The sequence below is a fragment of the Nostoc sp. NMS8 genome, from assembly GCF_017115045.1.
Taxonomy (GTDB): domain Bacteria; phylum Cyanobacteriota; class Cyanobacteriia; order Cyanobacteriales; family Nostocaceae; genus Nostoc.
In genome coordinates this window covers 28,862-49,192 of record NZ_JABXKK010000096.1, presented here as the reverse complement: position 1 = coordinate 49,192, position 20,331 = coordinate 28,862, and the positions used below count along the sequence as shown (strand labels likewise).

At 43.2% G+C, this 20,331-nt stretch carries 20 protein-coding genes and 1 pseudogene; 11 read left to right on the top strand and 10 right to left on the bottom strand.

All coding sequences use genetic code 11. The features are described 5' to 3' along the window. Positions 1-500 precede the first annotated feature (500 nt). Entirely contained in the window at positions 501-1,400 is a 900-nt protein-coding gene (gene hetR, locus HWQ39_RS22235) for a heterocyst differentiation master regulator HetR (RefSeq protein ID WP_179065514.1), read from the top strand. A 277-nt stretch (positions 1,401-1,677) separates the two neighbouring features. Here the strand turns inward: hetR and HWQ39_RS22230 are convergent, their stop codons facing one another. Further along, entirely contained in the window at positions 1,678-2,334 is a 657-nt protein-coding gene (locus HWQ39_RS22230; protein WP_292849646.1) for a hypothetical protein, read from the bottom strand. 461 nt (positions 2,335-2,795) lie between these two features. Between HWQ39_RS22230 and rpsD the strand changes: the two genes are divergently transcribed. Next, positions 2,796-3,404 (top strand): 30S ribosomal protein S4, encoded by a 609-nt coding sequence (gene rpsD, locus HWQ39_RS22225; protein WP_012408407.1) that lies wholly within the window; start codon positions 2,796-2,798, stop codon positions 3,402-3,404. 178 nt (positions 3,405-3,582) lie between these two features. Here the strand turns inward: rpsD and moaA are convergent, their stop codons facing one another. Continuing rightward, positions 3,583-4,569 carry a GTP 3',8-cyclase MoaA gene (moaA, locus tag HWQ39_RS22220; protein WP_292849644.1) on the bottom strand — a complete coding sequence of 329 codons (987 nt, stop codon included), beginning with the start codon at positions 4,567-4,569 and terminating at the stop codon, positions 3,583-3,585. Between the two features lie 162 nt (positions 4,570-4,731). On the opposite strand from moaA, the gene HWQ39_RS22215 reads away from it, so the two are divergent. After that, positions 4,732-5,763: a hypothetical protein gene (locus HWQ39_RS22215; protein WP_292849642.1), complete on the top strand. Its 1,032-nt coding sequence runs from the start codon at positions 4,732-4,734 to the stop codon at positions 5,761-5,763. A 280-nt stretch (positions 5,764-6,043) separates the two neighbouring features. Here the strand turns inward: HWQ39_RS22215 and HWQ39_RS22210 are convergent, their stop codons facing one another. From HWQ39_RS22210 to HWQ39_RS22200, 3 genes and pseudogenes are all read right to left on the bottom strand, one after another. After that, entirely contained in the window at positions 6,044-6,652 is a 609-nt protein-coding gene (locus HWQ39_RS22210; RefSeq protein ID WP_292849777.1) for a Uma2 family endonuclease, read from the bottom strand. Positions 6,653-6,664: 12 nt separating this feature from the next. After that, positions 6,665-7,303, bottom strand: coding sequence for a Uma2 family endonuclease (locus HWQ39_RS22205; protein WP_292849640.1), 639 nt, complete (start codon positions 7,301-7,303; stop codon positions 6,665-6,667). A 144-nt stretch (positions 7,304-7,447) separates the two neighbouring features. Then, positions 7,448-7,807: pseudogene (locus HWQ39_RS22200) on the bottom strand (ATP-binding protein). Positions 7,808-8,137: 330 nt separating this feature from the next. Between HWQ39_RS22200 and HWQ39_RS22195 the strand changes: the two are divergent. From HWQ39_RS22195 to HWQ39_RS22185, 3 genes are all read left to right on the top strand, one after another. Further along, the gene (locus tag HWQ39_RS22195; protein WP_292849636.1) at positions 8,138-8,854 is read left to right on the top strand and encodes a pyridoxine 5'-phosphate synthase; all 717 of its coding nucleotides are present in this window, start codon (positions 8,138-8,140) and stop codon (positions 8,852-8,854) included. 206 nt (positions 8,855-9,060) lie between these two features. Then, positions 9,061-9,777, top strand: a complete 717-nt coding sequence (locus HWQ39_RS22190) for a SnoaL-like polyketide cyclase (protein WP_292849634.1) — start codon at positions 9,061-9,063, stop codon at positions 9,775-9,777. A 65-nt stretch (positions 9,778-9,842) separates the two neighbouring features. Continuing rightward, positions 9,843-10,172 (top strand): MgPME-cyclase complex family protein, encoded by a 330-nt coding sequence (locus tag HWQ39_RS22185; RefSeq protein WP_292849632.1) that lies wholly within the window; start codon positions 9,843-9,845, stop codon positions 10,170-10,172. A gap of 138 nt (positions 10,173-10,310) precedes the next feature. Here HWQ39_RS22185 and HWQ39_RS22180 read toward each other — a convergent pair whose 3' ends face one another. Continuing rightward, positions 10,311-11,264: an aliphatic sulfonate ABC transporter substrate-binding protein gene (locus HWQ39_RS22180; RefSeq protein WP_292849630.1), complete on the bottom strand. Its 954-nt coding sequence runs from the start codon at positions 11,262-11,264 to the stop codon at positions 10,311-10,313. A 429-nt stretch (positions 11,265-11,693) separates the two neighbouring features. Here HWQ39_RS22180 and HWQ39_RS22175 point away from each other — a divergent pair, with 429 nt between their 5' ends. Then, entirely contained in the window at positions 11,694-12,572 is an 879-nt protein-coding gene (locus HWQ39_RS22175) for a LysR family transcriptional regulator (RefSeq protein ID WP_292849628.1), read from the top strand. Between the two features lie 18 nt (positions 12,573-12,590). Here HWQ39_RS22175 and HWQ39_RS22170 read toward each other — a convergent pair whose 3' ends face one another. Then, a complete protein-coding gene (locus HWQ39_RS22170; protein ID WP_292849626.1) occupies positions 12,591-13,688 on the bottom strand; it encodes an LLM class flavin-dependent oxidoreductase in 1,098 nt (365 codons plus the stop codon). A 499-nt stretch (positions 13,689-14,187) separates the two neighbouring features. On the opposite strand from HWQ39_RS22170, the gene HWQ39_RS22165 reads away from it, so the two are divergent. After that, positions 14,188-14,853, top strand: a complete 666-nt coding sequence (locus tag HWQ39_RS22165) for a hypothetical protein (RefSeq protein WP_292849624.1) — start codon at positions 14,188-14,190, stop codon at positions 14,851-14,853. 50 nt (positions 14,854-14,903) lie between these two features. Here HWQ39_RS22165 and HWQ39_RS22160 read toward each other — a convergent pair whose 3' ends face one another. From HWQ39_RS22160 to folD, 3 genes are all read right to left on the bottom strand, one after another. Beyond that, positions 14,904-15,359 (bottom strand): divergent PAP2 family protein, encoded by a 456-nt coding sequence (locus HWQ39_RS22160; protein WP_292849622.1) that lies wholly within the window; start codon positions 15,357-15,359, stop codon positions 14,904-14,906. 277 nt (positions 15,360-15,636) lie between these two features. After that, entirely contained in the window at positions 15,637-16,569 is a 933-nt protein-coding gene (gene crtE / locus HWQ39_RS22155; protein WP_292849621.1) for a geranylgeranyl diphosphate synthase CrtE, read from the bottom strand. Positions 16,570-16,702: 133 nt separating this feature from the next. Further along, entirely contained in the window at positions 16,703-17,590 is an 888-nt protein-coding gene (folD, locus tag HWQ39_RS22150) for a bifunctional methylenetetrahydrofolate dehydrogenase/methenyltetrahydrofolate cyclohydrolase FolD (protein WP_292849619.1), read from the bottom strand. Positions 17,591-17,884: 294 nt separating this feature from the next. Between folD and HWQ39_RS22145 the strand changes: the two genes are divergently transcribed. From HWQ39_RS22145 to HWQ39_RS22135, 3 genes are all read left to right on the top strand, one after another. Next, positions 17,885-18,301, top strand: coding sequence for a hypothetical protein (locus HWQ39_RS22145; RefSeq protein ID WP_292849617.1), 417 nt, complete (start codon positions 17,885-17,887; stop codon positions 18,299-18,301). A 21-nt stretch (positions 18,302-18,322) separates the two neighbouring features. Beyond that, positions 18,323-18,757 (top strand): NUDIX hydrolase, encoded by a 435-nt coding sequence (locus HWQ39_RS22140; protein ID WP_292849615.1) that lies wholly within the window; start codon positions 18,323-18,325, stop codon positions 18,755-18,757. Positions 18,758-18,994: 237 nt separating this feature from the next. Further along, positions 18,995-20,098: an AI-2E family transporter gene (locus HWQ39_RS22135; RefSeq protein WP_292849613.1), complete on the top strand. Its 1,104-nt coding sequence runs from the start codon at positions 18,995-18,997 to the stop codon at positions 20,096-20,098. Positions 20,099-20,331 lie beyond the last annotated feature (233 nt).

Sequence of the window (20,331 nt, the reverse complement as noted above, 5' to 3'; positions counted from 1 at the left end):
TATTTTTAGACCACTCCCAATTATTTCTAGTAACCTATGTACTACAAATAATTCGCCAAAGCTGAAAAATCCATCTTTTGCTAGTAACAGATATCCCAGATAAACTGTATAAACTAGTTTTTACTCCGAGTCGGCATAGTGCCATAATTAGGTGTAAGCCGCTTGAGATTGTTGCTCTTAAAAGATGAAAAAAATCCAGAAAACTGAAAAGCTTTGTAGATTAATTGCAGCATAGTTGACTTTTGGGAGATAAACCGCCGTTAATCTTGATTTGGTGGTGTCTGTAATTTTCCGGTCAGATGCAGAGACAGTTATAGTCACAATTACCGAATCTGCTTTTGTACCAGAAAATATGCGAGAATTGTAGTTTGTGCTACCACTAATATCATCGTTATCGCATACTAATATAATCTGAAGTAAAGACAGCCTTCAGCCAGGTGTATACTACCTATTTTCACTCGATTAAAAATTTGTAAACGTGCTATTCAATTGTCTGTAATATGAGTAACGACATAGATCTGATCAAACGTCTTGGCCCCAGTGCGATGGATCAGATCATGCTTTATCTGGCTTTTAGTGCCATGCGGACGAGTGGGCACAGGCATGGGGCATTCTTAGACGCAGCCGCAACAGCAGCAAAGTGTGCAATTTACATGACCTATCTAGAGCAGGGACAAAACCTGCGAATGACAGGGCATCTGCATCACTTAGAGCCGAAACGAGTAAAAATTATTGTAGAAGAAGTCAGACAGGCATTAACAGAAGGCAAGCTGTTAAAAATGCTGGGTTCTGATGAACCCCGCTATCTAATTCAATTGCCTTACGTCTGGCTAGAAAAATATCCTTGGCAACCGGGCCGATCGCGCGTTCCTGGTAGCAGTCTGACAAGCGAAGAAAAAAGACAGATAGAGCAGAAACTACCAAGTAATCTACCTGATGCTCAGTTAGTTAGCTCCTTTGAGTTTCTAGATTTAATCGAGTTTTTGCACAAGCGATCGCAAGAAGACTTACCACTCGAACACCAAATGCCCTTAAGTGAAGCTTTGGGTGAGCATATTAAGCGCCGTCTGCTTTACTCAGGAACAGTAACGCGCATTGATTCTCCTTGGGGAATGCCCTTCTACGCACTTACCCGTCTTTCTTACACCCCAGCAGACGATCAAGAACGCACTAACATCCTGGTAGAAGATACCGCTCGGTATTTTCGCATGATGAAAAATTGGGCAGAACGGCAACGAAACGCCATGCGCTTACTGGAAGAACTTGATATACTCCCAGAAAAAATGGAGCAGGCTATGGAAGAATTAGATGAAGTTATCCGTGCCTGGGCAGATAAATATCACCAAGATGGCGGGATTGCAGTCATTTTACAAACAGTTTTTGGCGAAAGAGAAGACTAGTACTGCAAGGCAATTCAAAATGACGCTCTCTACGAGACGCTGCGCGTAGCTTGCTTCTCTATAAAATTACGCAGACTCTCGTAGAGAAGCCTTTGCGTTGCGCTAACAAAATTAAAAATTAAAAATGAATACAGCGTAAGCGTTTCATTAATTTTGAATTGCTGGTTTATTTACGCCGTGTTGTACTAATGTAATGTAGCAAAAGTTTGTCTGTCTTTAACAAGGGGCTTAAGCCCCTTGTTTAGTATCGCCTCAATCAATTACAAAGGACTGTAATTTAATTAGTGCGCGGCTGCGTTGGCAGAATCGGTTGTGTTGGCACAACTGGTTGCGTTGGAAATGGCGTAGTCTCAATACTCGGACTTGACCCTGCAGGACTTAGAGTCGCAGGTGTAGATGAAGATGAAGCGCCAAGAACGCTGTCACTAGCATCGATACAAGTATCTAACACTTGAGTAGGCAGAAGGTCAATTTTGCTACGTAATCCAACTACGCACTGACCAAAACGCACAGGCAACAAACTACGACCACAGTAATTTAAAGCTTCTGGATTAACTGCTTCTTTAGTAATTGAGCTAACACCGACTACACAAGTAGCTAACTCTTCAGGACGGCGGGCCCTTCCACAAGAAGAAAGCGCATCTATCGCGGCAATTTGGGTCTGTTTCTCAATTTTAACCACGCAAGCAGCCAAATCCCTGGGGCGCAGTGCCTTTGCACAAGCTGGGGATGCCGCTTCTCCCGTGACACCCACGCTTAAAAGTCCAGCGGCACAGACACTATAATCATTAGTGTAAGAGGCAGCAACAGCCACATTAGGCAAGATTGTTGTCAACCATCCAGCTACAGCCAAAACTGGTACTATTAGAATCCTAGAGGTGGAATTGCTTTGTTTGTTCTTAGCTTTATTAACCACTTTTTTGCTCATTGACATTGCCAATTCTCCAAACACCCAAAGTTATGCTAACTCAAATCTCTTAAAAATCCTCTGTAATCCAAGAATTTCGGCGGTAGTAAAGTATAGACATAATTAATTATGTCGAAAGTTGTGTTAATATAACTGTTTGAAAGATAAGTAGGCAACGTAAAAAGTATTTCAGAGTAAGAATACTGCGTAAACCAATCTGATGATTGAGTAGCCTACGAAACTAAATAAACACAAAAAACTTATTGGCAGGAGTACGGCGGGGCACGTCGGAATTCAAGCTTGGATGCTAGTACGTCGGCTTTGCCGAATTAAACAACTGGCGCAAAAAAGATGCCTCTACATTGGTAGGATACGTCATACCAAGGCAAGCAGTCTCAAAAAACCAAGAATCCCCTGATTTTTAATCGGTGGAATGTCAAAATGGAATGTCTGAGTAAAGTTTAAACAGGATTAGATTAAGGAAACTCATGTCCCGATATAGAGGGCCACGCCTCAGAATTGTCCGTCGCTTGGGCGACTTACCAGGATTAACTCGTAAAAGCGCCAGACGCGCTTACCCACCTGGTCAGCATGGTCAGAACCGCAAAAAGCGCTCTGAGTATGCCATCCGTCTAGAAGAAAAGCAAAAGCTCCGCTTCAACTACGGTTTGACTGAAAAGCAATTGCTCCGCTATGTACGGAAAGCCAGACGGGTTACTGGTTCTACCGGACAAGTGCTACTGCAATTGCTAGAAATGCGCTTGGATAATACCGTTTTCCGCTTGGGTATAGCCCCGACTATCCCCGCAGCTCGTCAATTGGTAAATCATGGTCACGTAACTGTTAACGGTCGTGTAGTGAATATTGCCAGCTACCAATGCCGTCCTGGTGAAGTAATTGCGGTTAGGGATCGGGCACAATCCCGGAAGTTGGTGGAAGCTAATTTGCAATATCCCGGTTTGGCAAACCTCCCCAGTCATTTGGAGTTTGACAAAAATAAGTTGGTTGGTAAAGTCAACAGCGTTATTGAGCGCGAATGGGTGGCATTACAAGTTAATGAACTACTTGTGGTGGAATACTACTCACGGCAAGCGTAATAGTCATTTGTCCTTAGTGAGCTGGTGCGGTCTTCTCCCAAGGGGGAGACGCCAAGGGCGATGGGGGTTTCCCCCATGAGCAACTAGCGTTAGCGCAGCGTTAGCGACGCAGGAGCGTCACCCGAAGGGTCATTTGTCCTTAGTTATTTGCAAGGGACAAATGACAAATGACCAATGACTAACCACCGATTTGTGACATGGTGCGAGTATATGTACCTGTAACGCCAGAATCGCGCACTTTAAAGTTAATTTCTGACTTGATTCCGAGTAAATGTCTGACCTGTTCTTGTAATTGAGCGGTGCTGACACCAGAACGTAGGGCAGTTTTTAAATCTATTTGACCAGTTTCATTTAATAAACAGGGACGCAGCCAGCCATCTGCACTCAGGCGCATCCGGTTACAACGATCGCAAAAACATTCTGACATCTGACTAATAAATCCTAGTGTCCCCTTCGCACCGGGAATTTGAAAGACATCAGCAGGGCCAGCACCACGAACTTGAGATTCTGTCAAGCCCCAGCGATCGCGAATGCGTTCTCGTAAATCGGCTGAAGATACCCAACCGCGATCGCCAAACAAATCCACATTACCAATGGGCATAAATTCAATAAATCGAACGTGCCACTGTTTATCAATTGTCAGGGCGGCTAAATCTAGAACTTCGTGGTCATTAACGCCAGGAATCACTACTACATTCAGCTTCAGGGGGTCAAATCCGACCTGATAGGCAGCTTGAATGCCATGCCAAACTTGTTGCCAACGAGAACGCCCCTGATTACCAATAATTTGATCAAAAATGTCGGGATCAAGAGAGTCCAGACTAATATTAATTCGTCGCAAACCAGCATTGTAAAGGTTTTGTGCCATCGGAGCCAGCAAGAAACCGTTGGTGGTCATTGAGATATCTTGAGTTTGGGGAAGAGTTGCGATCGCGCCGACTAAATCCACCACACGCGGACGTAATAAGGGTTCACCCCCAGTCAAACGAAACCGATTAAAGCCGACTGGAATAAATACTTCTTGAATTAAGGTGAGTAGTTCCTCATCAGTTAAAAGCTGTTGCTTGAGAATATAGTCCAGTTCTACTCCCTCTGGCATACAGTACTGACAACGAAAATTGCAGCGATCGATTAAGCTAATGCGGAGGTAATCTACCTGGTTCATCGTTTTATTTTTATTGTCTCTGATTAATTAAAGACTTTACAAAGGTGGTTTACCCCTTCCTACTATATTTGTTGTAACTCAAAATACCGTACTCCCCCTTAAGTGGGAGTCCACAGATTGTGGCATAATAAGCCGATCGCATCCACTAGTTAGTCATCAATCGTGCAAGATACCGACTCCATTAACGACCTTGCTGCTGCTCTACTACAGCCAGCCGATATCAGCTTTGAACTGCCCGATCCAGAAGATGAACAGATTCTAGAGTCAGATTTTCAACAGCAGCTAGAAATAGCTTGGCAGGTATGCGATCGCTTTGATTTGCAAACTGAAATCTGGCGGGGGCGAATTTTACGGGCGATCCGCGACAGAGAAAAAGTAGGTGGTGACGGACGCGGTACTGGCTTTCTGCGATGGCTAAAAGAGCGGGAAATCAGCAAAAGTCAAGCTTATGCCTGGATTCAATTAGCGAATAGTGCCGATACTCTGATTGAAGACGGTAAACTTGACCCCGGTTCTGTGAACAATTTCAGCAAACGGGCGTTTGTTGAAACCTCCAAAGCATCCCCAGAAGTGCAACAGATGGTGAGTGAAGCCGCCCAAAAAGGCGATCGCATCACTAGGCGCGAAGTGCGTCAACTCAGCGATGAATGGACAGCCATGTCCTCAGATTTATTACCGGAAGCAGTTAAAGAAAAAGCCGCAGATAACACCCTTCCCCCGCGCTACATCGCCCCTCTGGTGAAGGAAATGGAAAAACTGCCAGAATCACACCAAAAATTTATCCAAAAGGAAATAGCTGCCAATCCCGATGTAGATACCTTAAAACAGGTAACTACCGAAGCGCGTAACTTGGCGAAATATCTCAGAGGGGCGGCTCAAGTTCAAGCGCTGACAAAGGAAGATGTTGATATTGAAACAGCCTTAGAAGAAGCCCAAAGAGTCGGCTGTTTGAGCATTGCTGCTGATTTGGTCAATCAAGCATCGCAAATTGAACAAACGATCGCGAAATTGTACATGACTTGGAAACGCATCGGGAATTTAGCAGATCGATTATATGTAGATACTGGCGCAAGTACACCTAACTTGCGATCACTCCTCACTTGCTTGGAACCTCTGGGTGGTGAAATCATGGAATTGCAACTTAGTGGTGCGACTGAGCACACTATTCGTTTGCAAATTCAGGAGACGAGTTAACGTGAGTTCAACAGAACCTCTCCCTGCCTTGAACTTTAGTTCAACTCTGTCCCTCTCCGAGTCGGAGAGGGACGGTTTTGCGTAGTAAAACCAGGGAGAGGTTTTTTGATTGAGCAAATTAGTGTAGATATTAAATTCACGTTCGGTTAAGGCAAGAGACACGATGAATCGCCGTCTTTACAATAATCAGCCTTTCGTCTTGACGGCGATTTATCGCGTCTTTGTGATGACTTATCGGAACTTTGCAATCTATAATTTTCATCAAAAAAGCCCAAATATATCACAAGATATCTGGATTTTCCCCTAATTTTCTTAATCTAGCCGCTAAACGAGCCGCCTGTGCAGCTGCGGCTTCTGCTTGTGCAACAGCTGCTTCTGTCTGTGCAACTACTACTTCAACCTGTGCAACTGCGGCTTTTGCTTGTGCAATTGCAGCTTCCTCTGGTAACAAAACCAAATTGCCAGCCACATCGTAAAACCGCAACCATATTGCCGTTTCTCTATCTATTGTTCCCTCAATCGTCCCCAACCATAAACCTAAACGCTTAGACCATAGCCATCCGCGATCATTTGGGGTTAAAGGCTGATACTGCTGATTATCATCTAAATGCCACCCTTGCAAAGAATTAGGATCAAAGGGATCGTAAACAAAATAATCTGAGGTACGGAAAGTTTGTTCGTAAAGATTTTTCTTAATACCTTTGTCTATTGCTGCTGTAGATGGTGACATTAATTCCACGATTACATCAGGATAACGACCATTTTCTTCCCAGACTACCCAGCCTTGTCTTGAGTTATTGCCGTCAACATTTAGCACTGCAAAGAAATCTGGGCCTCGGAAATCACGGTTACGAACTTGGGTGCCTATTCTGACTCCTGAGTTCTGAATTCTGAATTCTTCTTATAAATTATTCTTGACCCAATCTCGAAAATTACGCATAGCTTGACTTCTACCAATTGTTAAACATTGCTGAACATACTCATTGACTAATTCAACAATGGGAATATTAGGAAAATTAGGACTAGATTGAGATTTAATATACTTTCTCTGTTGTAGTAAGAAAATTTCTAAACCTTGTTGTGTATGTCGCCAAAGTTCAGGAACTCCTAAAATTTCATAATTTTCAAATCTAGTGCGAGAAGTAATATCAATTTCGATTGCTAAATCTGGTGGTGGATCTATATTTAAATCAATGCGATTTTTTCCAATTATAGCAGCTTGATTTTGAATATAAAAACTGGTATCTGGTTCTACTGCTTGCTGCGATCGCTCATTTTTAAGTGTTGTGGAACCAAAAGGCTCAAAATCAATTTGGAGTATTTCTAACAAGATTTTGACTAAATCACCAATATATTCTTTATCTTTTTCGTGTTCTGGTAGGGGAACCATAATTTCTAACCAACCATTACTATAAGAAATGCGTGCTGCACGCCTTTCTCCCATTTCTGTTAAAATATTTTCTAACTGCTGCCAACTAATATCTTGGAGCAACATTTGTTGACCAGGTTTTACAATAATTTGTTGCAGTTTTAAAAGCATATCACCTCAAAGAGTTGATGTAGCAATGATTATATACAGGAGATGGAATTTCCAAATCAACTTTCTTAAAGTATATCGCCTCTGAGCATGAGTTTAGCAATTAGCCAAAATCAATGCTTGGAAAAATATTTTTATCAGTAATTTTTAATTTTTCCTTGTTAAAGGAATACAGATGGTAAACTCTGTGCCATATCCTGGGGTAGAGTCAACTTCAATAGTTCCTGCGTGTTTGTTTACAACAATTTGATAGGCGATCGCCATTCCTCATCCGGTTCCTTTGCCCACTGGTTTTGTAGTAAATATGTGGTCAAATACCCGATGCTTCACATCCTCACACATCCCAATACCATTATCGTAAATTTGAACCATCACGTAATTACTTGATTTATCAATTTGAGTTTGGATCTTAATTTGATTAGGGTTGGTTTTAAGTTCTTCAATACTCCGTTTTTGGCTAGCTTCTTGCAATGCATCGATTGCATTTACCAGAACATTCATAAACACCTGATTCAGGCTCCCTGCGTAACATTCTACTAGGGATAAATCACCGTATTTCTTCACGATCTCAATTTCTGGTAGATTGAGTGTGGCTGTGAGACGACGGTTCAGAAAGGGAATAGTAATCACTGCGATAATTAATTCCGCGATTCATCCGCCCAGTTTGTTCCGGGGAAAGGTAAGCGAGAGTACCTTCTAAGACATCTTTTTCTAACTCAGTTTTCTTTTAGGCGTTGCACTTAACCTGCGTGATGTGTCTTGAATTTCTCAAGCAAAACTCCCACTATTTCCGGTAAAATCAAGTTCTGAGGACTGTGGATTTGGGAGAAACTTGGGGTGCCTACACTTGGCGTTAACATTGACCACATTGCCACCATCCGGCAAGCACGGCGGACGGTAGAACCAGATCCCGTGGCGGCGGCTGTGCTGGCAGAACTAGGCGGTGCAGATGGGATTACGGTACATCTGCGCGAAGATCGGCGGCATATCCAAGACAGGGATGTGCGGATATTGCGGCAAACAGTGCGATCGCATCTTAATTTAGAAATGGCCGCTACAGAAGAAATGCTAGCGATCGCTCTCGATATCAAACCAGATTATGTAACTTTAGTGCCCGAAAAGCGCGAAGAAGTCACAACAGAAGGCGGACTCGATATTTTCGGGCAAATTGCTAGAATAGGTGAGATAGTCGATAAATTGCAAAGCGCTAGCATTCCAGTTAGTTTATTTATCGACGCCGAGCCTGCACAAATTGAAGCATCTGTCAAGGTACAGGCGCAGTTTATAGAATTGCACACCGGACAATATGCTGAGGCTAAAAATGAAACAAATCGCCAGCGAGAATTAGCCATATTAGCTAAAGGTTGTGAACAAGCCATTCAAGCTGGATTGCGAGTCAACGCTGGACACGGACTCACCTATTGGAACGTCTATCCCGTGGCTGCGCTTCTAGGCATGGAAGAACTGAATATTGGTCATACCATCATCAGTCGGGCAGCATTAGTAGGTATAGAAAGGGCAGTCCGCGAGATGAAAGAAGCTATAAAAGGGTAAAGGGGAAAGGGGAAAGGGGAAAGGGTAAAGGTATAGAACCAGCAGTCCGCGAGATGAAAGAAGCTATAAGGGGGAATAGGCATTGATTATTAAATATTCTCCTCTGCTCCCAGTCCCCAGTCCCCAGTCCCCAATCCCCAATCTCCCAAAGAGGGTTGTCACTGCGAAATCTAGAAATTGGGATCAAATCTTCAGCAAAAACTTCTATGAGCGCAACACAATCTAACAACCTGCCGCTTTGGGTACAGGATCGAGATCGGGTGATAGCAGAAAGCACTGATGTCGAGTGGCGCTATCAGACACCGCCTGATTATTCCCGTTCCAAAGAGAATCTCGCGAAAGAAAGTATCTACAATCACCTTGAAGGTACACTAGAAGCGATCGTGCAAAACTTGGTGCGAACCTTCGAGATGGAGGTATCCTTCAAAGCTAACCCGCAACAGTGGTTATCTATTGTTAACGAACAGTTTCGCGTCAGTACCAATGGCGGAGTAGAGTACACCGCAGCAGATTTATCAGCCCAAGGTACTTACAATTTATTTATGCCTGATTCAGAGCATTACAAGGCTTCAGAAGAAACCTTTGAATCATCGGCAAAAGTCTTCCACACAACATTTCCCCAAGGATTTCCTTGGGAAGTGCTGGAAGTTTTCTCAGGGCCACCAAATGTCACATTCAAATGGCGGCATTGGGGACATTTTAACGGAGAATACAAAGGTCATGCACCTACTGGAGAGACAGTAGAAATTATCGGCATGAGCATTGCAAAAGTTACCGATGACTTGAAGGTTATTTCCTTAGAACACTACTTTGACAATAATCTGTTCTTGGAAAAGCTAACATCTGGTGGCAAGACACATGCTGAAAACCAGAAAAGCGCTTGTCCGTTCAGTTCTTGGTTCAAGAAATCCCAGAAAAGTTAGTTTATAAGGGTACAGTATTACACTCTGTACCCTGAAATTATTCACATAGCAACTAAAGGATGAAAATGCAAACATACTATTACGTTTTAGCTAGTCAACGCTTTCTTCTCCAAGAAGAACCGATACACGAAGTTCTCAAAGAACGCACCCGTCACTATCACGAACAAGAAAAACAAATAGATTTTTGGTTGGTTGAGCAACCAGCTTTCTTGGAAGCACCGCAGTTTACGGAGCTAAAAGCGAAGTGTCCCCAACCAGCCGTAGCAATTATTTCTACAAATCCCCAATTTATTACTTGGTTAAAACTGCGTTTAGAGTACGTCATCACTGGAGAATTCCAGGCTCCTTCTGAGGCAATACCCGATGCATTGGCATCGCTTGTGACTGTTTCCTAATTTGGGCATTGGGCATTCAAAAGAGGCAGAGAGGCGGGGTGCGGGGGGCGGAGGGGAAAACTCAAACTCTTTTCCCTTGCTCCCTGCTCCCTTGCTTCTTCGCGGCTCTCCATTCCCCATTCGATCGATCAATGTACTTTATACTTTATTCCTGACAGCATCGGGAGTAATTGCTGCATACTGTTCGGGGGTGAGGATGCCCAACCTGACATTCACTTGTTTGGGAATAATCTTTAACTGATACAGCAAATCTGCAACCTGTTGTTGAGCGTTAATCACTTCCTCAGTAATCGGTTTCATGTCGAAGTTGCGCCTTGTTAGCAATAGTTCCATTGTTGGGACATCTATCTTGAGTTTCGGTGCAAGAATTTGTGCTGCTTCACGCCTGTTGTTATTTGTCCATTGTCCAACGTTGTAGTACTCTTCTAAAATCGCTTTGAGCAGATCGAGATTATTCTTAGCGAACTCCCGAGAAGCCAAGTAATAGCCCCCTGGCGTATCAATGCCTTTACCATCTCGTAGGGTGCGAATATTACTTTCCTTTTGTAGTTGTAGTAGAGCGGGATCTGAAGCTACAAAAGCATCTACAGTCTTGTTTAGAAATGCTGAACGTCCATCGGGAGTTGTTAAGTTAACAGATTTGATGTCACTTAATTTCAGCCCTACTTCCTCAAGTGCTTTTACCAAGAAATACGTTAGAGCCGTACCCCTAGCATAAGCAACTTTCTTGTCTTTAAGATCCGCTAACGTGCGAATTGGAGAGTCATTTGGGACGACGATCGCTTTGGCTTCTGCGGTTAACCCTGGTATATTAGCCAGATACACTAAGTTGCTACCAGATGCTTGGGCAAAAATTGGCGGTGTTTCTCCCGTCGGCCCCAAGTCTATGCTCCCTACATCTAAGGCTTCTAGTAAGGGAGGGCCGGAGACAAATAAAGACCACTGCACGCCAACTCCCTGAGAAGTCAAGCGCTTTTCCATCACTTTCTTTTCGTGTGCGATGAGGTCTCCAGAATTTTGATAGCCAAGTCTAACTAACTTGGTACTACTATTTTTTGTATTGCAGCTGGCTAAAGCTGTAGATATAGCCATGAATCCATAACAGGCATGGAAAAAATTGCGTCTGGATATTATTGAGTGCTTTGTGACTGGGTTGTGAAAATATTGATTAGACATATTACTTACAATTCCCTGCTTCCGTGATTTTGGTTGAGTAAAATTAACTTTCTATACATATCCAAGAGATTGCTAAGACAATATCAAAACTGCCCTAGTACGCTACGGCGGAAGTAAACCACCCATTTCAAATCAATGAAACGCTTACGCTGTATTCATTTTTAATTTTTAATTTTTAATTCCGCCTTGCGGTACTAGCTACTCACAAATTCATTTATTGAGTTGAATTGGTAATACCTTTTTTGTTCTCAAAGAGATTCTACGGCAAAAGAAAGTACAGGGGAATTTCAAAAAAAGTATCGCAATTGATACTATTTTGGTATCAGTCAATTTCTGTCGATTTCTATGGAATTGAGAGACTTAAACGCTTTCCTCGTCCTTGCAGAAGAACTAAACTTTAGAAAAGCAGCGGCTAAATTGCATCTCACACAACCACCTTTGACGAGACTCGTGCATCGACTTGAGGCGCAGTTAGGAGTCCAGTTGTTTGAGCGCTCGACAACAAAAGTTGAATTGACTCGAAGTGGAATAATCCTTTACCAGGGAGCAAAAGACTTAATCAATCAAGCTGAACGACTTAAACAGCAGGTTAGTCAATCCGCCAAGAATAGTGAAGGTATACTTCGCGTAGGGTTTTCTGCCCCAGTTTTTCACAGTATTCTTGGGCCGATGTTATCGGCATTTCGGTTCCATTATCCAGAGATGCGTATTATTGCTGAAGATGCATCCGCACAAGAGCAACTAAAGCGATTGCTTATGGGAAAACTGGAGGTTGCCTTTGTTGAAGGTAGGATCAACCTCGATGGCGTTCAGACACAATTGATTCACCGAGAGGATTTTGGAATTTTGATGTCCAAGACTCATCGGTTGGGAAAGAAAAAACTCATTCGTTTTGCCGATCTCCACGATGAGACATTTATCTTTCAACCCAGGAGGGATAATCCGCAGTTCTACGACAGTTTTCTTGCCCTGTTAAGAGACGGAGGAATTGAGCCTAAACTATTTCACAAGAAACCTAACCAGCAGTGCCCGTTATTAGTCTCTTCTGGTGCAGGAATACTTTTAACTACACGAACTTTAAGTAAATTTGCAACCAAAGACTTACGATTTATCCCTCTGCTACCTCCTCGTCCGCAGCTGGAAATTTCATCTGTCTGGCTAGATGGGTTTGAGTCTCCACAACTGAAGCTTTTTCTCAGCTTCATCAGCACGACTGAGGTGTAGATGTTTGTAAGATGATAACTAGTTCGCAACAGAAACCGCTTGGCGATCGCGCCGTGCCACTTCTGCACGCACCAAAGAAATCACCTCTCCATAATCAATCGCATCTTGTAGCGGCTCGAAGCCTCGGATTAATAGAGTGGTAACACCAGCATCGTAGTAATCGAGTAAGGCTTCTGCAACTTGCTCAGGTGTACCCACAAGAGCCGTCGTATTACCTGCTGCACCGGTCGCTGCGGCTATTGGTGTCCACAGACGCTTATCATAAATTTCTCCTTTTGCCGCAAAGTCTACTAAACGCTGTGACCCTACGGCTTGTGGTCTAGTTAAGGGAGCGACTTTCACCTCTTGCCGCAGTTCTTGAATCCGCGCCAAAATATTGTGTGCTTTCTCCCAGGCCTGTTTTTCGGTGACACCAAGAATCGGTCGTAGGGATACACTAAAGCGGATAGAACGACCAGGAGGTAAGGCTGCATTTACTTCAGCTATGCGCTCTTTGACTCCGGCAATTGGCTCACCCCATAAGGCGTAGACATTACTGTGTTTAGCTCCCACGTTGATAGCAGGGCCAGATGCGCCGCCAAAGTAAAGCGGGATATGGGGCTTTTGCAGTGGCTTGATTGCCGCGAAAGCATCTTTAACGTGGTAAAATTCGCCTTCGTAATCGAAAGGAGTATCACTTGTCCAAATGCGGCGAACAATTTCTAAGTACTCATCGGTGCGACGATACCGATTGTCATGATCTAGCCAGTCACCATCCCGTTGTTGGTCAGCATCATTACCACCAGTGATAATATGTACTGCTATGCGGCCGTTGGTGAAGTGGTCGAGGGTAGCTGCTGTGCGGGCTGCTAAAGTCGGAGCAACAAAACCCGGTCGGTGGGCAATCATAAAACCCAATCGCTCGGTTACGGAAGCTGCATAACTAGTCACGAGAAAACTATCAGGGCTACTAGAACGGTAGGCAACTAGTACTCGGTCAAAATCACTTTTCTCATGAGCTTGAGCAAATTCACGAAGGTAATCTTTGTCGATGATGTCTTCGTTTAGGGTTCCAGGAATACTATTTAACTCCGAAACTGGTGTTGTGCGGATTGCTCCAATGAACTCGATAGGCATGATTAATTCTCCTGAAAAGGGGCTGGGGACTGGGGACTGGTAAAAATTTTTCCAATACCAATCTGCAATACCCATTTAAATGCTACAAATTTGCATTGCTTAAGCATCTCTGACGAACAGGGCTGCTAAAAGCTCGCGATCGCTGTCTCTGGACAATGGGTTATTGCTAACCTATGGAAAATATCGAGACTACCTAGCTATAAAAACTTTTTTCGCTAGGGTAGTAAAATTAAACTACGGTAATTCTATCTGAAAACAGTAGTTTTTCCAACGAAGCGATCGCAGATCGTTTCAAGAAGCAAACTCCTCATCATAGTGGCAACGCGATGCCCTCACCAAAAATACCAACAACCGCACCAATTCCCCAGCAGCAAAAGTTTTTCTAAAGGCGATCGCCAATCAATCACTATGTAGAGACAAGTGCTATATTATTTTGGGGGAACAAAATATATTTTTATAAAATCTTCTAAGACACCTTAATTTACATAATCTAACTTTTGTGCATAGATTTCAGACTTTACCAAGTGTTTTAGGATTAGCAATTGCAGGGTTGATTGGTGGCACGAGTTCTGTCTTTGCCCAACAAACCATTCCCCTTTGTCAACCACCAAATGCAGGTGAGTATCTTTTATTAGTAGTCAGTCCCACAGCGAATAATCAAAAGCAGTTACGTAGTGCCTTACCACCTGAACTTAAAACTATTACCTGCAAATATCTCAACGAAACTGTGACGCGAGTAGGTGGCTTTAACAAAATCGATGATGCTAATCGTTGGGCAAGATATGTCAGTAATATTGTTGGCTTGTCTGCCATAATTACCACTCGACCAACAACACCAGATGTGCAGGCGGTACAACCACAGGCACAGCGACAGCTACAGCCACCTCAGCAGACAGTTGGCTATAATCCTCAAGCTTTAGGAGAGGGTTATGCAGTGTTGGTAGATTATTACAACCGCCCAGAACTCGTAAATAGTGTGCAGCAAGCAGTTGGAGGTAACGTCGGCTTTGTTTCTTATGGACAACGCCCTTACTTGTTGGCAGTTTACACTACTAACCAAAGTGAAGCTTACAACACATTGCAGAAGCTTAACAATGGCGGTTTTGTTGCCAGCATCGTAGATAGTCGTAAGGTGATTCTGCTGCGCTCAACTGTGCGGTTGTAGTCATTGGTCATTAGTCATTGGTCATTGGCTAATAAACTGTAGACTATTGACTAATAAGCAGACCTCGCTAACCAATATATCGTTATACCCAAAGCCGCTCCAGCGATTACCTGAACTGGTGTATGTCCGAGCAATTCTTTGAGACGGTCTTGGCTAAAGTCTGGTTTTTCATGAAATAATTCATCAATCATTTGATTGAGAATACGAGCTTGTTTGCCAGCCGCTTGGCGAACTCCGGCTGCATCATACATGACAATAATGGCAAAAATCATGGCAACGGCAAAATCAGGAGATGCCCAACCCAGCGTTTGCCCGACACCAGCAGCTAGAGCCGTAACTAGAGCCGAATGGGCACTAGGCATACCTCCGGTTGTTACCAAAACACGTATATTCAGTTTGCGATTTTTGATTATTTCGATTACGAGCTTTAATGCTTGAGCAATTAAACAAGCTACCAGAGCAACCAGCAGCACGCGGTTGTCTAAAATGTTGCCTATGTCCTGCATGGTATTTTGGTTAGGTTAGTAAATATTAGCAGCAGTTGTTGGTTGAGGAAACATTTAGATTCAACCCAAAATCCCAAATTAACCTAGTAGATAGCGGTGGAAACAGACTAACTCTTCAAAATCACCTAAAAGCTTACTCGGATGTGCTTTTTGAATTTTGAATGAGTAAATTTTAAATTCCGTTGGGCGGTGTCGTACAGCATAGCGTCAATAAACCACCCATTTTCAATCAATGAAACGCTTGTGGTATAGGAATTACGAATTACCCAAAACGTCACTAGTTATTACGGCTGGTAATAAAATGAGCGATCGCTTGGAGTGGTTTGGCTCTGTCTCCAAACGGTTCCAATTCCACACAAGCTGCTTTAACTAGCTCTTGGGCTTTTAAGCGCGATTCCTCAAGCCCCCAAAGGCTGGGATAGGTCACTTTCTTAGCTTTTTGGTCTTTACCAGCTGTTTTACCTAATTGCTCTTGGGTAGAAGTGATATCCAGAATATCATCGATGATTTGGAATGCTAGCCCAATATTTTGAGCATAACGGGTCAGTCGTTGCACATCTTCGGGTGATGCCTCAGTTATAATCCCACCACAAACTACAGAAGCTTCTAAAAGCGCTGCTGTTTTGTGTTTATGAATAAAATTTAGTGTTTCTAGAGAAATGTCAGATTTCCCTTCCGACTCTAAATCGACAACTTGACCGCCGACCAAACCAGCTGCCCCCAGCGCCCGACCAAGACGGACAACTACTTGTAAGACTAGCTCTCTGGGAACACTTTGGGGGGTTTGAAGGGCAACAAATTCAAAAGCGAGAGCCAACAAGCCATCCCCAGCCAAAATTGCGACATCTTCGCCATAGACTTTATGATTCGTCAGCTTCCCACGACGGTAATCGTCATTATCCATCGCTGGGAGGTCATCATGAATCAACGACATTGTATGGATCATCTCCACAGCACAGGCCGTCGGCATAGCCATCTCTATGGTTCCACCCATCATTTCACAGGTAGCAAGACAAAGAATGGGACGTACACGCTTACCTCCAGCTAATAACGAGTAGCGCATCGCCTCATAAATCTTTTCTGGATAAATGACTGGGATAGACCGATCCAAAGCATTATCACAAAGCTTTTGCCGCTCTTTGAGATAGGCTGTTAAGTTAAATGTGGTTTCCTCTGGTGGTGTTTTTTGAACGTTATCAGTTGCTACCATGCTTTAATTCCTGACATTTTGGGATTTTTGTCTTATACGTCACAATTTTAAGGTGCTGTGGGGCTGAAAAAAATGAAGAGTTAGGAGTTAGGAGTTAATAACTCTTAACTTTTAATTCATCACTTTTAACTCTTCACTTTCTTTCTTCTTTTGCCGTTCTGACATAGCTAGCAAATGTATTTTCCAACAATATGGCAACAGTCATTGGACCAACACCGCCAGGAACAGGAGTGATAAATCCTGCTACATCAGCGGTTGATTCAAAATCAACATCGCCAATGAGGCGACTTTTGCCATTAGCGTCGGTGACGCGATTCATCCCCACATCTACCACAACTGCGCCCGGTTTCACCATGTCAGCAGAGATTAGTCCGGGACGACCTACTGCTGCAATTAGAATATCAGCATTTTGGGTGATGGTTTTGAGATCGTGCGATCGCGAGTGAGCGATCGTAACTGTGGCATCAGCTTCTAATAACATCAGCGCCATAGGTTTACCCACCAAAATACTCCGTCCCACCACTACTGCCTGTTTTCCCTGCAAAGGAATCTCATAAGCTTCTAAAAGCCGCATTACACCAGCCGGAGTACAGCTACGTAAACCCGTTTCTCCCCGTACTAATCGCCCCAAATTAACTGGGTGCAGTCCATCAGCATCTTTATCGGGATCAATTTGATGCAGCAGAGTCACAGCATCCAAGTGATTAGGTAAGGGCAACTGTACAAGAATGCCATCCACCCGTTCATCGTGGTTGAGTGTAGCAATGACCTCTTCTAACTCCCCAAGGGTAGTTTGGGCAGGAAAATGCTTACCAAAAGAAGCGATCCCAACTTTAGCGCAGGCTTTTTCTTTATTGCGTACATAAGCGGCTGACGCTGGGTTGTCACCAACCATCAACACTGCTAAACCAGGAGGTCGTCCAATTTTTGGTTGTAATTCTGTAATGGCGACAGAAAGTTCTTGCTGAATTTTTGCAGCTATTGTTTTACCATCAAGGAGTTTGGCAGTTTTTGTTTCCATAAAAATTCCCAGCTATATTCGCTTGTTGTCCAAAGTCCAAAGTAAAAATATTGATTATTGCATCTTAACTTTTGACTATTATTGTGTTGCTGTTTAATGTCGTAGCGTTTCTCTCACAGTAAATTCATAATATTTATTTTCTCAGATTAACGGCATCATCTGAAGAATAAAGAATTAGGGAGTGGGGTGAAGAGGCAGGGGGCAAGGGGGAGAATAAGAAGAAAATTACATTGCCTCTGCTCCCTGCCCCTTTGCCTTTTCACAATGCCCAAAATAAATAAATCGGTGGCTTTCATGCAAAAAACGAGAAATTTTCCCCTTTCGTTCTTGTGCGGGCACAGTATTTTTCCTTACCGCCTGGGATTGACTTTTTTCCTCGTAGCGGGTCTTTGTAGTTGTGGTAACTTGACATCACCTAGCTTAAGTAAGACTGGCTTAAAATTTGGGACAAATGTCACTCCAATTGGAGAAATTAAACTGAAACAAGACAATCAGGCTATAGTTTACATCCAAGGTCAGGTAGAAAAGCAAGCTCCTCTGATCAAACAGTGGGCTTATAAAATTAATGACTCAACCGGCAAAATTTGGGTTGTCACCAATCAAAAGAATCTGGGTGAGGGTTCACAAGTGGTAATTAAGGGTAAAGTTCGCTACCGAAGTATTCCCTTAGCTGGCAAAGAATTGGGGGAAGTTTACTTAGAAGAAGAATAATCAACAATTAAAAATAAATATATGAACAATCAACAGGTACACGTAGCGATCGCAATTCTCTATCAAAAAAACAAGTTTCTTATGCAGCTACGCGATAATATCCCCGGTATTCTCTATCCTGGTTACTGGGCGCTGTTTGGCGGACACATTGAACCTGGTGAAACGCCGGATGTAGCAGTAAAACGAGAAATATTAGAAGAAATAGGCTATGATTTACCACCCTTTGTTGAATTTGGCTGTTATCCCAACGAAAGAGTTGTCCGTCATGTCTTTCATGCACCGCTCTTGGTGGAATTAAATCAACTGGTTCTTAACGAGGGTTGGGATATGGCGTTGTTTACCCCAGAAGATATCCGTCAAGGTAACTGTTATTCACAAAATGCTGGCGAAATCCGACCTTTAGGGGCAATGCATCAGAAAATTATGTTGGATTTTATTGAGAAAAATCCAACATAATTTGAGCATGGGGCATTGGTAAAGATGCAGAGGGGTAGGGTGCGGGGAGCGGAGGGGAAAATTCTTCTCCCTGCTTCCTTGCTTCTTCCCCACTCAGGACTCATTATTCAGCACTCTTGAGGGGCATTGGGGATTGAAAAGAGGCAGAGGGGAAAATTCTTCTCCCTTGCCCCCTGCTCCCCACTCCCCAAACTCCCAAGCCACAATAAAGTTAGAACTCTTATAGGGTCATCACTAATGCAATCAGCAAACAAACTGCCGCGATGGTTAACTATCGGATTGGCATTTCCTATTGCCATTCTCAACGGCTGGCTATTGATCCAGGTTATACAGTATTTTCAACCCTTAGTTAGCATTATTGCCGCCGCCATCCTACTGGCTTTTGTCTTGAATTATCCAATCCAGTTTCTTCAGGAACAAGGGGTAAAACGCAACTTAGCGATCGGGGGAGTGTTGCTTTTGACTCTGGTGATTTTAGTAGCTTTAGGCATCACCTTGGTTCCCCTGATTATTCAACAGCTCGTTGAACTGGCTAATATTTTACCCAGTTGGATTGATTCTGGTACTCAGCAGCTACAAGCTTTCCAAGATTGGGCGTTAAGTCAACAGCAACTTCCGATTAATTTAAGTGGTTTATTTACCCAAGTTCTGGAACGATTATCTAACCAACTTCAGTCCTTCACTGGTAGAATTCTGGGTTTTGCCGTCGATACCATTGGTATTGTCCTCAATGTACTGTTGGCGGTAGTGCTGACTATCTACCTAATATTGAACGGTGAACGTCTTTGGGACGGAATTTTTCAGTGGTTTCCCCCTAACATTGGGTTCAAAGTGCGGGAATTACTGCGAGAAGATTTCCACAATTACTTCATCGGTCAAGCAACATTAGGAGCTGTGTTAGGGGTGACAATTACGCTGGCGTTTTTAGCGCTGCAAGTCCCCTTGGCTCTACTTTTTGGCATCGGTATTGGCTTGTTTTCACTTTTTCCCTTTGGTACGGGAGTTGGTATTACCATAGTAAGTCTGTTAGTAGCGCTGCAAAACTTTTGGTTAGGGGTGGAAGTCTTAGGTGTCGCTGTTGCGATCGACCAAGTTAACTCTAATATTATTGCACCTCGAATTCTCAGCAATTTGACCGGTTTAAATCCTGTATGGGTGGTAATTTCTTTATTACTAGGAGCAAAGTTGGGAGGAGTTTTGGGCTTGTTAGTTGCGATTCCCATTGCCAGTTTTATCAAGGATATAACAGATAGCTGGCGGGCTGGAGAATTTAATAAAATAGAGGATATCGAGTCAGAACCTATTGCGATAACAACTGAGAGAGCAGGAACTTACAGCTAAATTTGAATCATCCAAATTAACTAAAAAACTGGTAATTTTGTCCAGAGATCAACCATAAAACCCTGATTTATGATGCCAACAAACAAGAAGCTATTACTTTGTGCATCAGAAATTTTCCATAAAATTAAGATAAGGGTAAAAAACTGGAGCGTAGGCGCAGCTCGTCGCAAGCATCGTGATGGACAATAAGTAGTCATACAAAATTAAAAATACATTGTCATTGCGAGTGTAGC

What these genes read in the sequence shown, in the direction of transcription:
- hetR (WP_179065514.1), top strand. Translation starts at nt 501, where the DNA reads ATGAGTAACGACATAGATCTGATCAAACGTCTTGGCCCCAGTGCGATG.
- HWQ39_RS22230 (WP_292849646.1), bottom strand. Translation starts at nt 2,334, where the DNA reads ATGTCAATGAGCAAAAAAGTGGTTAATAAAGCTAAGAACAAACAAAGC.
- rpsD (WP_012408407.1), top strand. Translation starts at nt 2,796, where the DNA reads ATGTCCCGATATAGAGGGCCACGCCTCAGAATTGTCCGTCGCTTGGGC.
- moaA (WP_292849644.1), bottom strand. Translation starts at nt 4,569, where the DNA reads ATGAACCAGGTAGATTACCTCCGCATTAGCTTAATCGATCGCTGCAAT.
- HWQ39_RS22205 (WP_292849640.1), bottom strand. Translation starts at nt 7,303, where the DNA reads ATGCTTTTAAAACTGCAACAAATTATTGTAAAACCTGGTCAACAAATG.
- HWQ39_RS22190 (WP_292849634.1), top strand. Translation starts at nt 9,061, where the DNA reads ATGAGCGCAACACAATCTAACAACCTGCCGCTTTGGGTACAGGATCGA.
- HWQ39_RS22185 (WP_292849632.1), top strand. Translation starts at nt 9,843, where the DNA reads ATGCAAACATACTATTACGTTTTAGCTAGTCAACGCTTTCTTCTCCAA.
- HWQ39_RS22180 (WP_292849630.1), bottom strand. Translation starts at nt 11,264, where the DNA reads ATGGCTATATCTACAGCTTTAGCCAGCTGCAATACAAAAAATAGTAGT.
- HWQ39_RS22175 (WP_292849628.1), top strand. Translation starts at nt 11,694, where the DNA reads ATGGAATTGAGAGACTTAAACGCTTTCCTCGTCCTTGCAGAAGAACTA.
- HWQ39_RS22170 (WP_292849626.1), bottom strand. Translation starts at nt 13,688, where the DNA reads ATGCCTATCGAGTTCATTGGAGCAATCCGCACAACACCAGTTTCGGAG.
- HWQ39_RS22160 (WP_292849622.1), bottom strand. Translation starts at nt 15,359, where the DNA reads ATGCAGGACATAGGCAACATTTTAGACAACCGCGTGCTGCTGGTTGCT.
- crtE (WP_292849621.1), bottom strand. Translation starts at nt 16,569, where the DNA reads ATGGTAGCAACTGATAACGTTCAAAAAACACCACCAGAGGAAACCACA.
- folD (WP_292849619.1), bottom strand. Translation starts at nt 17,590, where the DNA reads ATGGAAACAAAAACTGCCAAACTCCTTGATGGTAAAACAATAGCTGCA.
- HWQ39_RS22145 (WP_292849617.1), top strand. Translation starts at nt 17,885, where the DNA reads ATGCAAAAAACGAGAAATTTTCCCCTTTCGTTCTTGTGCGGGCACAGT.
- HWQ39_RS22140 (WP_292849615.1), top strand. Translation starts at nt 18,323, where the DNA reads ATGAACAATCAACAGGTACACGTAGCGATCGCAATTCTCTATCAAAAA.
- HWQ39_RS22135 (WP_292849613.1), top strand. Translation starts at nt 18,995, where the DNA reads ATGCAATCAGCAAACAAACTGCCGCGATGGTTAACTATCGGATTGGCA.